This window comes from Thalassospira lucentensis (genome assembly GCF_050516545.1).
Classification (GTDB): Bacteria; Pseudomonadota; Alphaproteobacteria; order Rhodospirillales; family Thalassospiraceae; genus Thalassospira; species Thalassospira lucentensis_C.
Window position 1 is genome coordinate 2310217 of the sequence record NZ_CP191544.1, and the last position, 13066, is coordinate 2323282.

A 13066-nucleotide genomic window follows, 5' to 3' on the forward strand; every position below is an offset into this window, starting at 1 on the left:
GGTCTGAACCCAATTGAAACGCTTGAAATTTATAGTCGGAATGTGATTCATCCTTTGGGAAAGGGAGTTATTACATGGCACGATTTGATTTGAGCGATAAAGAATGGGCGATCATTGCTCCGCTTCTTCCTGTTGACGGTCGGGGGCTGAAGCGGCGCGACGACAGAACAGTTCTTAATGGCATCTTCTACATTCTTCGAACCGGCGCGCCCTGGCGGGATCTTCCAGGAAGATATGGTCCGCCTACGACAGTCTATAATCGTTATGTCCGCTGGGGAGAGCGCGGCATATGGCGCGAGATATTCGAGGCCCTAGCATCAGAACATGAAGATGCGCTTGTCTTTATCGACAGTTCAATAGTGAAGGCTCACCGCGCCGCGGTTGGGTCAAAAAAGGGGAACTGGCAGAGGGTATTGGACGCTCACGCGGCGGCAGGACAAGTAAAGTTCACGCCGCTGTAGATGTACTCGGTCGCCCGTTACGCCTTGCGATCAGTGGCGGACAACTCCATGACAGCAAGATGATCGACTGCTTCCTGAATTGGTCAAAACCACCATTGGCCATTGTCGCCGACAAGGCCTATGGCAGTGCACGTATCCGTCGGGAGATAGAGGATGAAGGTGCCTTGCCGGTGATCCCCGCCAAGGCAAATGCTGGAAAACCTATCCCTCATGACGCGGGTCTTTACGCCAAACGCAATCTTGTTGAGCGTTTCTTCTGCCGTATGAAGGATATGAGGCGGCTGACTATCCGATACGAAAAGTCAGCAGAAAACTTCCTTAATATGGTCCGGATTTTCGCAATCAGATGTTGGGCCAATTGAGTCCAGACCCTAATCTCATAGCATCTGCGGGCTGCTGCCACCGCACAAAGTCCCTCACGGCAACACGACTTCAGGCTTCAGAACATTTGCGTCAGTCCGGTTGGAAGAAACACAGATTGCGGAGTTTTCTGACTTTTCCATTCCGCTCTCACGCCACATATGAAGAAAACAACTTGGGTCAACGTTAACACTGACTCAATTATCGCAATCGATACAACGCCAGATTCATTTCCATTTGACCAGTATCAATAAACAGGAATCCACAATGGAATATGAGAAGCATTATGGAAAAAATGCTTCGCATATTTCTCTCACTTCTGGTCGCACTGTCCCTGACGGGAACGGGCGCAGATCAGGCCTTTGCGCAAGTGGCGAAGCACTCTGTCGGTGGCGATATTCTCCAGATCACGATCTGTGCTGCTGACCAAACTCCAAAAACGATATTGATTGATCAGAACGGAAATCAGGTTCCTAAACCTGTTCAATGCGACTGCCCGGCTTGCACGAACTGTTTAACCGGACCTGCATTCAAACTTCCCAGCACTATTGGTGCGGTCGCACATGGCTGCACAGTCATCCTGACCATTATTCCGCAGTCATTTGACATCACAGGTGCATCATTCATCACACCTGCGACGGCACGCGCGCCTCCGCACAAGGTTTGAATTCATGAAAACGCCACTCCTCCAACCAAATGTCCCGATAGAGATCCCTTCGCCCCAGTCGACTTCCAGTCTGCCAAGGCTTCTGGTTTTCGCAATTGCCGTCCTTCTTTTGCTGCTGCTGGCCATTTCCCCGGCATTGGCACAAAACAAACCTGTTCTGGCACAATTCATTGACAAGGTACCCGCCGCATCACTGGTAGAGGGTGCTGACGGCTATGGCCCCATTCAAAAAGATGCCCCCGTCGCACCGGTTCTAAAGAATGGTGGCCAGATTGGTTGGGCTTTCATTACTTCTGATTTTGTGGGGACCACCGGTTATTCCGGCAAACCGATCCATGTGATGGTCGCTGTCGACCAGGATGCTAGGATCATCGGTGTCAAACTGGTCAAGCATTCCGAGCCAATTGTTCTGATCGGTATCCCCGAGGCACGCATTGCTGCATTGACCGAGGGATACGTCGGCTTTGATTTGGCTGCGGCAACAAATGTTTCAGATCATGACCTGAACATCATTTCCGGTGCCACCGTCACCATTATGGTCATTGATGACTCGATTCTGCGGTCAGGCATCAAAGTTGCCCGTTCCCTTGGCCTCGGAGGACTGAGCGCCCCGGAAACCTCAAACGTACCACAGTTTGAAATCAAAACAGACGCAACGGCCCCGGAAGACTGGTTCACCCTAGTTGGTGACGGCACGCTGCGTCGTATGTCGCTTGATGTTGGTCAGGTTAACGACACTTTTGCTGCGATGGACGACCCAAGAGCGCTTAAGCGACCGATTGAAGATCCAGCCGAAGAAACCTTTATCGACATGTATGTAGCGCTTGTCAGCATTCCTGCAATTGGCAAGGCTACACTCGGCGAGCGAGGCTACAACAATCTGAAGGCATGGCTGAAGGATGGCGAAGAAGCCATTCTTGTGACTGCGCGGGGGCAGTATTCCTTTAAGGGATCAGGATATGTCCGCGGCGGATTATTTGATCGTATACAGCTTATTCAGGGCGACATGTCGGTCCGTTTCCGTGACCGTAATCATCGCCGTGTCGGTGACATCATGGCCGAGGGCGCGCCTGCACTCACAGAGATGGATCTGTTCAAGATCCCGGCAGGAAGCGGCTTTGAACCCACAAAGCCTTGGCGGCTGGAACTTCTTGTCCATCGTGATATTGGCGCGATTGAACGTCTCTACACCACTTTTGATATCGGCTGGCAGCCGCCCGCCAACTACCTTACCAAGATAACTCCGCCAGCGTCTGAGGCAGATGCATCTAAGAATGCTGACTTCGCAAATGACGAACAGGCAGCCAAAACCTCCCTTTGGCACAGGATCTGGCGCGACAAGGCTGTCGAGATTGTTGTACTCAGCATCATGCTGGTTGTCCTGACCGCTGCATTCTTCTTCCAGGGACTGCTGACACGCTCGGCCAAGTTTACTTTCTGGTTCCGTATCTGCTTCCTGACTGTGACGCTTGTGTTCCTGGGGTGGTATGCCAACGCCCAGCTTTCGGTCGTCAACCTGATGGCGCTCACAAATTCGCTGGTTACCGGCTTCACCTGGGAAGCCTTCCTGCTGGACCCGCTGACCTTTATTTTGTGGTTCTCGGTTGCAGCGTCCCTGATTTTCTGGGGACGCGGAGCGTATTGCGGCTGGTTGTGCCCGTTCGGGGCCCTACAGGAATTGACCAACCGGATTGCCAAGTTCTTCCACGTGCCGCAATGGACCGTACCTTGGGGGCTACATGAACGGCTTTGGGCGTTGAAATACATCATTTTCCTTGGCCTTTTCGGCACCATGCTGGCGTCCCTTGATCAGGCAGAAAAACTTGCAGAGGTCGAACCTTTCAAGACCGCCATCATCCTTAAATTTGATCGGGCATGGCCGTTTGTTCTTTATGTCCTTGTGCTTCTTGGTGCCGGACTTTTCGTCGAGCGTTTCTATTGCCGCTATCTGTGCCCGCTCGGTGCGGCACTGGCAATCCCGGCACGCATCCGAATGTTTGACTGGCTCAAACGCTACAAGGAATGCGGCAGCCCCTGCCAGAACTGCGCGCATGAATGCATGGTCCAAGCCATCCATCCGACAGGAGAAATCAACCCGAACGAGTGTCACAACTGCCTTCACTGCCAAGTACTGTATCAAAGCAAAACAATTTGTCCGGTCGTGATCAAAAAGCTCAAGCGGCAGGAAAGCCTCTTGGCGAGCACGGAAGGCGCACAAAAAGCGCTGAACCGGACCCAAACGACTAAGCAAAATCCCAAGGAGAAATCGTGATGTCTGACAACACACCGAAAACCGGAATTTCCCGGCGTGATCTTTTCGGCGTTGCCGCAGGTGGTGCTGCTTTTGCCGGTGCGGCAGGTGCTGCACGGCTTGCAATGATCGGCGGTGCCACCGGTGCTGCAACAGCCCTTTCGGTCGGAAGCGCCCAAGCTTCAACCGGATCCGAAGCAAGCCTCGCACCGGGGCAGCTTGATGAATATTACGGATTCTGGTCATCCGGCCAGACAGGTGAAATGCGTATTCTTGGCATTCCGTCCATGCGCGAATTCATGCGTGTGCCTGTTTTCAATCGCTGTTCGGCAACCGGTTGGGGGCAAACGAATGAAAGCCTGAACATTCTTACCGAGAACATGCTGCCCAAAACCAAGGAATATCTCGCTGCAAACGGCAAGAAGATCCATGATAACGGCGACTTGCATCACGTCCATATGTCCTTCACCGAGGGCAAATATGACGGACGTTTCCTGTTCATGAACGATAAGGCAAACACACGTGTTGCGCGTGTGCGTTGCGATGTCATGAAAACCGACAAAATTCTTGAAATTCCGAACGCCAAGGCCATTCACGGCCTGCGCCCACAAAAATGGCCACGCACCAATTATGTCTTTGCCAATGGCGAAGACGAAACGCCGATGGTCAATGATGGCAAGGTGCTTGATGACCCATCACAGTATGTGAACTTCTATACAGCGATCGACGCTGATAACATGCAAGTTGCATGGCAAGTCATGGTATCGGGCAACCTCGATAACACCGATGCCGATTACGAAGGAAAATATGCCTTTTCGACCAGCTACAATTCGGAAATGGGCATGAACCTTGCGGAAATGACTGCATCTGAGCTTGATCATGTGGTGGTGTTCAACATCAAGGAGATCGAGAAAGGCATCGCCGCTGGCGACTATATTGAACTGAACGGCGTCAAAGTCATCGACGGCCGCAAAGGCAAGAACAAAAATTATACACGTTACATTCCGGTTCCCAACAGTCCGCATGGCTGTAACATGGCACCGGACAAGAAACATCTTTGCATTGCGGGCAAACTGTCCCCCACCGTTTCGGTAATTGATGTGACCAAGCTCGATGCTGTGTTCTATGACGGGGCAGAACCGCGTTCTGCCGTTGTCGCCGAGCCGGAACTGGGGCTTGGCCCCCTACATACCGCCTTTGATGGCAAGGGCAATGCTTTGACAACCTTGTTCCTCGACAGCCAGGTGGTCAAATGGAACATTGAGAAAGCCGTGCGGGCCTACGCCGGTGAACAGGTCGACCCGATCATCAAAAAGGTCGACGTCCATTACCAGCCGGGCCACAACTCCACTTCCATGGGGGAAACGCTGGAAGCCGACGGGAAATGGTTCATTTCGATGAACAAGTTTTCCAAGGACCGTTTCCTTAATGTCGGTCCCCTCAAGCCTGAAAACGAGCAACTATTCTCGATGGAGGGCGATGACCTTGTTCTGATGCATGACGGACCGACATTTGCCGAACCCCATGACTCGATCATTGTGCACCGTTCCGTGGTCAATCCGCTGAGCGTCTGGAACCGTCAGGATCCGATGTGGGCCAAAACCCGCGAACAGGCCGAGGCCGATGGTGTCGATATCGATGACTGGGCTGACACCGTCATTCGTGATGGCAACAAGGTCCGTGTTTATATGAGTTCCTCAGCACCAACATTTAGCCTTGAGTCCTTCAAGGTTAAGGAAGGTGACGAGGTCACAGTCATTGTTACCAACATAGATGACATCGATGACCTGACCCACGGCTTTACCATGGGCGATCACGGCGTTGCATTTGAGGTGGGCCCACAGGCAACCGCATCGGCAACCTTTGTTGCGTCCAAGCCGGGGGTCTACTGGTACTACTGCCAGTGGTTCTGTCATGCCCTGCACATGGAAATGCGCGGACGTATGTTTGTTGAACCGCGGAGCTAAGATGTAATGTTACGTCCCGTCATAATGATAATGGGTATGATTGCCTTGCCGCTACAGGTTCTTGCGGCAATCCAATCTGTGCCGTCAGTTGACGGGGCGCTGATTTCGGCCATCGCCGGGTCTTCCCCTGGCGATGTCCTGCTGCTTGATCCCGGATCCCATATGGGGCCGATTGAACTGGACAAACCAATTACGATTGATGGCCAGGGCCAAGCCACGATCAAGGGCAATGAAACCGGGAGTGTTATCTCGGTAACTGGAACGGATATTACCATCCGTGGCTTGGAGATTGCAGGATCGGGATCATCACATGAAACGATTGATTCCGGAATTCAGTTACACCGAACAGCCGCGCACATCGTGGTCGAAGATAACCGTATCCTTGGTAATCTCTATGGGGTCGATATTCACGGGGCCAAAGATGCCACCGTTCGTGGCAATACCATCATTGGGCGTCGTGATCACAGAATGAATTCACGGGGCAATGGCATTTATGTCTGGAATGCGCCCCGCATACTGGTCGAGAAGAACGACATTCAGTACGGCCGTGACGGGATTTTCGTCAACACTTCCAATCACGGGGTTTTCCGCGGCAATCTGATGCGCGATCTGAGATTTGCAGTGCATTACATGTACGCACATGATTCAGAAATCTCGGGGAACGTATCGGTTGGCAATCATCTTGGTTTTGCCCTGATGTATTCAAACCGCATTACAGTGCGCGACAATATGTCACTTGCCGATCGCGATCAGGGCTTGATGCTGAACTACACCAACAAATCCGATTTGGTCGGAAATCTGGTGCGTAGCGCCGGCGACAAGTGCCTGTTTATTTATAACGCCCATCGCAATCTGATTGGCGATAACCGTTTTGAAGGATGCGGGATCGGCATCCATTTCACCGCCGGTTCCGAAAGAAATGCCATCGTTGGCAACGCCTTTATCGCCAATCAGACACAGGTGAAATATGTCGGAACCCGTGACGTGGAATGGAGTTTCGATGGTCGGGGGAATTTTTGGTCGGATCATCCGATATTCGATCTTGATGGCAATGGTATTGCCGACAGCCGGTTCCGACCAAACGATCTTATGGACCATATTCTGTGGTCACAACCTGCCGCCGGAATGCTTTTGGGATCACCAGCGGTTCAATTGATCCGCTGGAGTCAGGCGCACTTTCCCGCCACCTTGCCCGGCGGGGTTGTCGATAACTTCCCGCTAATGACGCCAATTGACATTCCGGTTCCCGAAAAAATCGCCGCCCTTGAAAAAGCTGCTCGCGCCAATCCTGTCTGGCTGCGTGAAAGGACTGAAAATGTGTCTGACCCTCTCGCAAGTCACTAAGCGCTACGACGATAATACCGTTCTCAATGCAGTTGGCTTTGATGTCGCAGCTGGTGAACGTGTCGCATTGCTCGGCCACAATGGTGCCGGAAAATCGACATTGATGAAAATTATCCTTGGGTTGATTGCAGCTGATGGGGGATCAGTTTCTGTGCTTGGTGCTGTGCCCGGCAGTCACGATGCACGCACCCAGACAGCCTATCTACCCGAAAATGCGTCTTTTCACCCGGCCCTGACCGGGATTGAACAGCTTGGGTATTATCTTCGACTGCGCAAAGAGAGCCCCAAACAGGCGAGGTTGCTGCTTGACCGGGTTGGGTTAGGCCCGGCGGCAAATCGACGAATTGGCACCTATTCCAAGGGGATGCGCCAACGTGTTGGTTTGGCACAGGCACTGATCGGTCAGCCGAAACTCTTGATCCTTGACGAACCGACTAGCGGACTGGACCCGGTTTCCCGCCGAGAGTTCTATGTCATTCTTGATGAACTTGCCGCACAAGGAACAGCCATTCTTCTGTCTTCACATGCTCTTACAGAAGTCGAAGCCAGAACCGACCGGATCGTCATTCTGTCATCGGGCGTCATGGTGGCAAACGATACGTTAGCAAACTTGCGTCGACGGGCGTCCTTGCCGATCCGACTTCAGGTTTCCGCCCAAAATGGCAAGGCAGACGAGGTTGCCCGAAAGCTTTCCGGTCAACGCAGCAACGGCGTGCTGGTCGATCTGGTCTGCAATTCCCAGGAAAAGCTCGCACGCCTTGGTGACATTTCCGCACTTGGATCGCTGGTTGATGATGTCGATGTTATTCCACCAAGTCTGGAAGACATTTACAGCCATTTCAGTAAAAGGGGGGACGCATGAACCGTATTCTGGCATCGGCACGCATCGAATTTATCATTGCCCTTCGTAACCGCTGGGTTACGATTTCTGTTGGCATGATGGTGCTGTTCTCGCTTGTGTTATCAGCAGCCGGCAGCGCGCCGACCGGTGCACTTGGCGTTGATAAGCTTTCAATTACTGTGGCCAGCCTGACATCGCTTGCAGTGTATCTTGTGCCATTGGTCGCCCTTTTGATGTCTTTTGATGCCATCGCAGGAGAGATCGAACGGGGCACTTTGCCGCTTGTTCTGACCTATCCCATCGCCCGCAGCGAACTGGTTCTTGGCAAATTCATTGCCCATCTTGCGATACTGGCCATTGCCGTTGCCGCCGGGTACGGGATTGCAGCCATAGCCGCTATCGCAACAGACCCAAATGCACTTGTCGGCTTCCCTGCATTGGTCCGTTTGTTCTGGTCTTCACTCCTTCTTGGGGCGACTTTTCTGGGAATCGGCTATGGTATATCGGCGTTCGCGCGACGGCCGGGCGCAGCAGCAGGGTTGGTGATCGGACTGTGGCTGGTTCTGATCGTTTTGTATGATCTTGGCTTTCTGGCAGCCATTGTTGCCGATGATGGCGGAACCTTTACCACCCAGTATTTCCCTTGGTTGTTGCTGGGCAATCCGGCAGATGCCTTTCGGATCTATAACCTTGCTGTGTCAGATGCGACCTCAGCGGCCAGCGGACTTACAGGAGCCGCCAACAGCATACCGGCAGTCCATGCGCTGATCTCCATTCTGGTTTGGCCGGTTATTGCCTCGGCGATTGCCTGGCTGACTTTCAGGAGGGTCACACCATGACATTCCCCGTAAAGCCGTTTCCGGTCATATTAATTGCCGGCTGCCTGATGGTCATGGCCGGATGTCGAAAGCAGGTTGAAGAAAGCCAGCCACCTCCGATCGCAATGACCGAGGAAGCTGTTGGACATTTCTGCCAGATGAATATTCTTGAGCATGCTGGTCCCAAGGCACAAATTCACCTTGAAGGCTTGCCACACCCTTTGTTCTTCAGTCAGGTCCGCGATGGTATCGCCTATGAACGAATGCCAGAACAGAACTATAAAATCAGCGCAGTCTACGTCAGTGACATGTCTAAGGCCCGTGATTGGGAAAATGTCGGACGCGAAAACTGGATTCCGGCTATCTCCGCATATTACGTCGTGGCTTCCAGCAAGGCCGGAGGCATGGGGGCACCGGAACTTGTACCTTTCTCCGATCAGGACGATGCCAGGAAATTTGTCGCCCGCTATGGCGGCCAGGTGATGCGCCTTGATGAGGTTGGTGATGCAATGATTTTAAACAACGCCCCTGTCACCCCACTCAAAGATACCCGCGAAACGGCCGTTGTTCCTGATGACGATGATTATCGCACGCGTCTTGAAAAACTTCGCAAAGAATGAGGTCTCCCATGCCCGCCATTTCACGACGTCGGTTTCTGACCATCTTTGCTGCTGCTGGCACGCTTGCGGCTGTTCCTTTTGCGTCACTGGCACAATACCCGATCAGAACATGGAAAGGGGTTGCAATGGGGTCTGCTGCCTCGATCAGCCTGGCCCATCCCGATGCAGACAAGATCCTTTCACGCGCAACCCAGGAGCTTGAAAGACTGGAAAATATCTTCAGCCTTTATCGGGATCATTCCACCCTTGCGCAGCTGAACCGCAATGGTGTGATTAATGCACCGCCTTTTGAGTTTCTGGAATGTCTGGGACTTTGCGGGACCATAAACCGGGCAAGTACCGGCCTTTTTGACCCGACGGTTCAATCGCTTTGGCAACTCTATGCGCAAAGCTATGCACAAGGTCAGGCTCCCCTGAACGCATCTATCAAAGAAACCCTATCCAGAACGGGCTGGGACAAGGTTTTAGTTGATCAAAGCCAGGTGACCTTTAAACAATCAAATATGGCAATGACCTTGAACGGAATTGCCCAAGGGTATGTTGCCGATCGCATTGCCGCACTGCTTCGAAACGATGGATTGACCAACGTTCTGATCAATACCGGAGAATTCGCAGCACTTGGCGGCCACCCGAACGGCAAAGATTGGGCAGTTTCGATTGATACCCGATCAAGCATCCGTAAAGATAAAGTCATGCTGCATGGCAATGCCTTGGCAACATCATTGCCAAATGGCACCTTCTTTGATCAGGGGGGGCTTGTCGGGCACATCCTTGATCCGCGTACAGGGCAACCCGCACCCACGCGCAGTCAAGCCGTCAGTGTCACAGCACCCAAAGCGGCCTTGGCAGACGGGTTGAGCACCGCGATATGCCTGATGGACAAGGAGAAAGCAGATCAGCTGCTTGGACAGTTCCCAAGTGCAAAAATGGTCTAGCTTCAGTAACTCAACTGAACTCTATATTTGCTGGTGCGGTCCTTAATCGGGACTGTGTCAGTCTTGCGGACCCTGAACAAAGACATGCGCACCATCCGAACGGAATTTGTATTTTTATTCTTGCTCTCGGGATGCTTGGCGCTGTTGGCGGTGCCGCTTAAGGTTTTATTCTGGCTCCCTGATGTCCAAGACATCCTTGCATTTATTCCCATGCCCGAACGGCCTTTCTGGCATGGACATGAATTACTGGTCGGGTACAGCCAGACCGTGCTGGGTGGATATCTGCTGACACGGCCAGGCAAAACAATCATCAGACTTTTTATTGTGCTTTGGCTTGGCGCGCGCGTCGCGATCTTTATTCCGGACCAAACCGGCACCTATCTTGGTACGGTTTGCAATATTGCGGTGTTTGGGATGCTGTTTTCTTATGCCGGACTTGCGTTTTTCCGTGCGGCAAAGCGCCTGAAATCTGCCGTCCCGGGAATAATCATACTATTTCTTCTGCTGGCGGAAGTCGCATTTCTAATAGGTGAGATTAGTCATCTTCCAGTGCTTCAGGAAACGGCGTTGCGCGCGATCATCTGGCTTTTGATCCTCTTGCTTTTTTTGATGGGCGGACGAATTATCGCCGCAGCCACATCCGGCGCACTTCAGAAACAAAATAAGTATCGCCCCTACATGGCGCAAGGCCGACTTGAAAGCTATGGCCTTGTCAGCCTGATTGCCGCGGCGGTCTGTGACCTGATCAAATTCCCTTCAATCCTACCGGCTGCCCTGAGTACACTGGCCGCAACGGTTATTTTCTGTCGCCTTTGGAAATGGCGTGTCTGGTTGGTGAAAGATGCCTTCGATCTTACGTCGCTTCACCTAGGATATGCGATGTTGGCCATCGGCCTGATCTTCAACACGGCACTGACAATCGCGCAAGAGCCCTCCGGATTAGTTGGCTTTCACAACGCACTGATTGGCGGGTTTACTGTGCTCTCGACAACAGTTATGTGCCGAACGGTATTGCAGCGCCTACGTTTTTCCCTTTCTCTTCCTGTCACAATGCGCGTCTCAAATGTGTGTCTTCTGGGCTCTGCCTTTGCGCGCATGGGCGCATTTCAGGAGGTTGCTTCGACGGAGCTTCTGATGGTCTCAGCCATTCTGTGGGAGATGGCCTTTTTCGGTTTCACAGCGACACTGATTTACATTACTTGGCGATTTCAACGACGCAAATGACCCACAAAGAATGGCATGGCAAGACTGGGCCTTGGGTACAACACCATGTTCAGAACACCGGAATGTTAGCCCGCCAACTCAACAAGAGCCGCCCGATCAAGGATTTGCAGTTTCGGGCCCGCAGCAATGGCACCTGACGCTTCGAGTTTGCGCAGGGATCGGGAAAAGGTTTCCGGGGTTATACCGATCCGGCTGGCAATCTGGCGCTTTCCGGGAAAACTCTTGCCGTTCGTGCCGTCGATCATTGCGCCATTGCGGTCTTCAAAGTCAATCAGGAACGCCGCAATCCGCTGGATTGGACTCGTATGTCGCAGTTTGTAGATTTCCTCAAGGAAGAACCGTTCCCAGCGCAACAGGCTTGCCAGAACGTCCCCAACAACATCCGGCGCACTTTTCAGTATGCCAAGATAGGCGGTGCGCGGAATTGCCACGATTTCGCAATTTTCAACAACCTGGCATTCAACCGGATAGGACCGCCCGGCAAATGAAACCGCCTCCGCAAACGACCCAGCCTGGTTGAGGAAATGCATCACCGTTTCATCGCCCTGAGATGAGGTTTTCACAAGACGTAAATGGCCTGACAACAAGATATAGAAATGTTCTGCAACGTCGCCAGCCCGAAAAAGATGCTCTCCCCGCGCGTGACAGTCGACCCTGCATGTTTCCATCAACCCCTTTAACCGATGTACCCCAAGGGCCGCTAACAAAGGCACATTAGACATGATGTCCTGATCTGCTTTAGACAGAGTTCTTGAAACCATCAGACTGTCCTTCCCTGACTTCACTACTTGATAAACCGCACCATTCGGCCAGCACCTCGGCGTTCGAAATACGGATGATGTTCCCGTTGGCATATTGGGAAACACCTTGCTCCGACAATTTTTTTAACGCCCGGGAAAATGTCTCGCTTGTCATACCAATTTTGCGTGCCAATGCTGATTTTTCGATGGTAAGGGGGGTTTCATGCACATCGTCAACCGGGACCGCATCGGCAAGCAAATAGATTCCCAAGCGTTGGGCTGCAGAGCGGCATTTCAGTTCTTCTGCCTGTCGCAGCATCTGACACAATCTTTCGGTCACGACTGACATCATTGTTAATGCACGATCAAAATGCGCTGCAAGGAAAGTAGAAAACGCAGCACCATCAATCCGAATGGCTGTCGTTGTATCCAGTGTCTTGATCGAAACGGCATAACAGGCCTCTGGCGCCAGTGCGCACTCTCCCACAAGCTGACCATCACCGAACAGATCAATAACACCGTCCTTGTGGTCTCCATCCTTGTAGGACAGTTCAACATGTCCATTCACAATCAGAAACAGTGCCGTAGCTTGACTTCCGGCGCGGGCCATCACTGTATCGGCATCAAATCGAACCCACTCACACAAAGACGCCAGTTCCAGAATGTCGTCTTGCGGCCAATTTCGAAAATAGCTCCCAGACTGGAGAACACCCGAGATTCGATCAATATCTTTCATCGTGAAGTTTCCATGGACAAACGGAGTTGATGTTAAGCATTGGAACAAATCTAACATTCAACAGCGCTGATTGAATTGTTCCATATCAATCAAATCAAGCAG

General features: G+C 52.3%; 11 protein-coding genes and 1 pseudogene. 10 read left to right on the forward strand and 2 right to left on the reverse strand.

All coding sequences use genetic code 11. From position 1 onward, the window contains the following. The first annotated feature begins 74 nt into the window (after window positions 1-74). From ACQ0MK_RS10735 to ACQ0MK_RS10780, 10 genes and pseudogenes are all read left to right on the forward strand, one after another. Window positions 75-823: pseudogene (locus ACQ0MK_RS10735) on the forward strand (IS5 family transposase). A 284-nt stretch (window positions 824-1107) separates the two neighbouring features. Beyond that, complete coding sequence (locus tag ACQ0MK_RS10740) at window positions 1108-1488, forward strand: hypothetical protein (RefSeq protein ID WP_430472578.1); 381 nt, start codon at window positions 1108-1110, stop codon at window positions 1486-1488. Between the two features lie 4 nt (window positions 1489-1492). Continuing rightward, the gene (locus ACQ0MK_RS10745) at window positions 1493-3760 is read left to right on the forward strand and encodes a 4Fe-4S binding protein (RefSeq protein WP_430472579.1); all 2268 of its coding nucleotides are present in this window, start codon (window positions 1493-1495) and stop codon (window positions 3758-3760) included. Continuing rightward, window positions 3760-5706: a TAT-dependent nitrous-oxide reductase gene (gene nosZ / locus ACQ0MK_RS10750; RefSeq protein ID WP_430472580.1), complete on the forward strand. Its 1947-nt coding sequence runs from the start codon at window positions 3760-3762 to the stop codon at window positions 5704-5706. Before ACQ0MK_RS10745 ends, nosZ begins: the two co-directional genes overlap by 1 nt. A gap of 36 nt (window positions 5707-5742) precedes the next feature. After that, window positions 5743-7050: a nitrous oxide reductase family maturation protein NosD gene (locus ACQ0MK_RS10755; RefSeq protein WP_430472581.1), complete on the forward strand. Its 1308-nt coding sequence runs from the start codon at window positions 5743-5745 to the stop codon at window positions 7048-7050. Next, window positions 7022-7912: an ABC transporter ATP-binding protein gene (locus ACQ0MK_RS10760; RefSeq protein WP_430472582.1), complete on the forward strand. Its 891-nt coding sequence runs from the start codon at window positions 7022-7024 to the stop codon at window positions 7910-7912. The genes ACQ0MK_RS10755 and ACQ0MK_RS10760 overlap by 29 nt, the downstream gene beginning before the upstream one ends. Next, a complete protein-coding gene (locus ACQ0MK_RS10765) occupies window positions 7909-8730 on the forward strand; it encodes an ABC transporter permease (protein ID WP_430472583.1) in 822 nt (273 codons plus the stop codon). Before ACQ0MK_RS10760 ends, ACQ0MK_RS10765 begins: the two co-directional genes overlap by 4 nt. Continuing rightward, window positions 8727-9329 (forward strand): nitrous oxide reductase accessory protein NosL, encoded by a 603-nt coding sequence (locus ACQ0MK_RS10770; RefSeq protein WP_430472584.1) that lies wholly within the window; start codon window positions 8727-8729, stop codon window positions 9327-9329. The genes ACQ0MK_RS10765 and ACQ0MK_RS10770 overlap by 4 nt, the downstream gene beginning before the upstream one ends. Window positions 9330-9337: 8 nt before the next feature. Continuing rightward, entirely contained in the window at window positions 9338-10264 is a 927-nt protein-coding gene (locus ACQ0MK_RS10775; protein WP_430472585.1) for an FAD:protein FMN transferase, read from the forward strand. Between the two features lie 84 nt (window positions 10265-10348). Continuing rightward, window positions 10349-11488 carry an NnrS family protein gene (locus ACQ0MK_RS10780; protein WP_430472586.1) on the forward strand — a complete coding sequence of 380 codons (1140 nt, stop codon included), beginning with the start codon at window positions 10349-10351 and terminating at the stop codon, window positions 11486-11488. A gap of 65 nt (window positions 11489-11553) precedes the next feature. On the opposite strand, the gene ACQ0MK_RS10785 is transcribed toward ACQ0MK_RS10780, so the two are convergent. Both ACQ0MK_RS10785 and ACQ0MK_RS10790 read right to left on the reverse strand, forming a co-directional pair. Further along, window positions 11554-12342, reverse strand: coding sequence for a Crp/Fnr family transcriptional regulator (locus ACQ0MK_RS10785; protein WP_430476021.1), 789 nt, complete (start codon window positions 12340-12342; stop codon window positions 11554-11556). Then, window positions 12227-12964 (reverse strand): Crp/Fnr family transcriptional regulator, encoded by a 738-nt coding sequence (locus ACQ0MK_RS10790; protein ID WP_430472587.1) that lies wholly within the window; start codon window positions 12962-12964, stop codon window positions 12227-12229. Before ACQ0MK_RS10790 ends, ACQ0MK_RS10785 begins: the two co-directional genes overlap by 116 nt. Between the last annotated feature and the right edge of the window lie 102 nt (window positions 12965-13066).

What these genes read in the sequence shown, in the direction of transcription:
- ACQ0MK_RS10740 (WP_430472578.1), top strand. Translation starts at nt 1,108, where the DNA reads ATGGAAAAAATGCTTCGCATATTTCTCTCACTTCTGGTCGCACTGTCC.
- ACQ0MK_RS10745 (WP_430472579.1), top strand. Translation starts at nt 1,493, where the DNA reads ATGAAAACGCCACTCCTCCAACCAAATGTCCCGATAGAGATCCCTTCG.
- nosZ (WP_430472580.1), top strand. Translation starts at nt 3,760, where the DNA reads ATGTCTGACAACACACCGAAAACCGGAATTTCCCGGCGTGATCTTTTC.
- ACQ0MK_RS10755 (WP_430472581.1), top strand. Translation starts at nt 5,743, where the DNA reads ATGATTGCCTTGCCGCTACAGGTTCTTGCGGCAATCCAATCTGTGCCG.
- ACQ0MK_RS10760 (WP_430472582.1), top strand. Translation starts at nt 7,022, where the DNA reads ATGTGTCTGACCCTCTCGCAAGTCACTAAGCGCTACGACGATAATACC.
- ACQ0MK_RS10765 (WP_430472583.1), top strand. Translation starts at nt 7,909, where the DNA reads ATGAACCGTATTCTGGCATCGGCACGCATCGAATTTATCATTGCCCTT.
- ACQ0MK_RS10770 (WP_430472584.1), top strand. Translation starts at nt 8,727, where the DNA reads ATGACATTCCCCGTAAAGCCGTTTCCGGTCATATTAATTGCCGGCTGC.
- ACQ0MK_RS10775 (WP_430472585.1), top strand. Translation starts at nt 9,338, where the DNA reads ATGCCCGCCATTTCACGACGTCGGTTTCTGACCATCTTTGCTGCTGCT.
- ACQ0MK_RS10780 (WP_430472586.1), top strand. Translation starts at nt 10,349, where the DNA reads ATGCGCACCATCCGAACGGAATTTGTATTTTTATTCTTGCTCTCGGGA.
- ACQ0MK_RS10785 (WP_430476021.1), bottom strand. Translation starts at nt 12,342, where the DNA reads ATGCCAACGGGAACATCATCCGTATTTCGAACGCCGAGGTGCTGGCCG.
- ACQ0MK_RS10790 (WP_430472587.1), bottom strand. Translation starts at nt 12,964, where the DNA reads ATGAAAGATATTGATCGAATCTCGGGTGTTCTCCAGTCTGGGAGCTAT.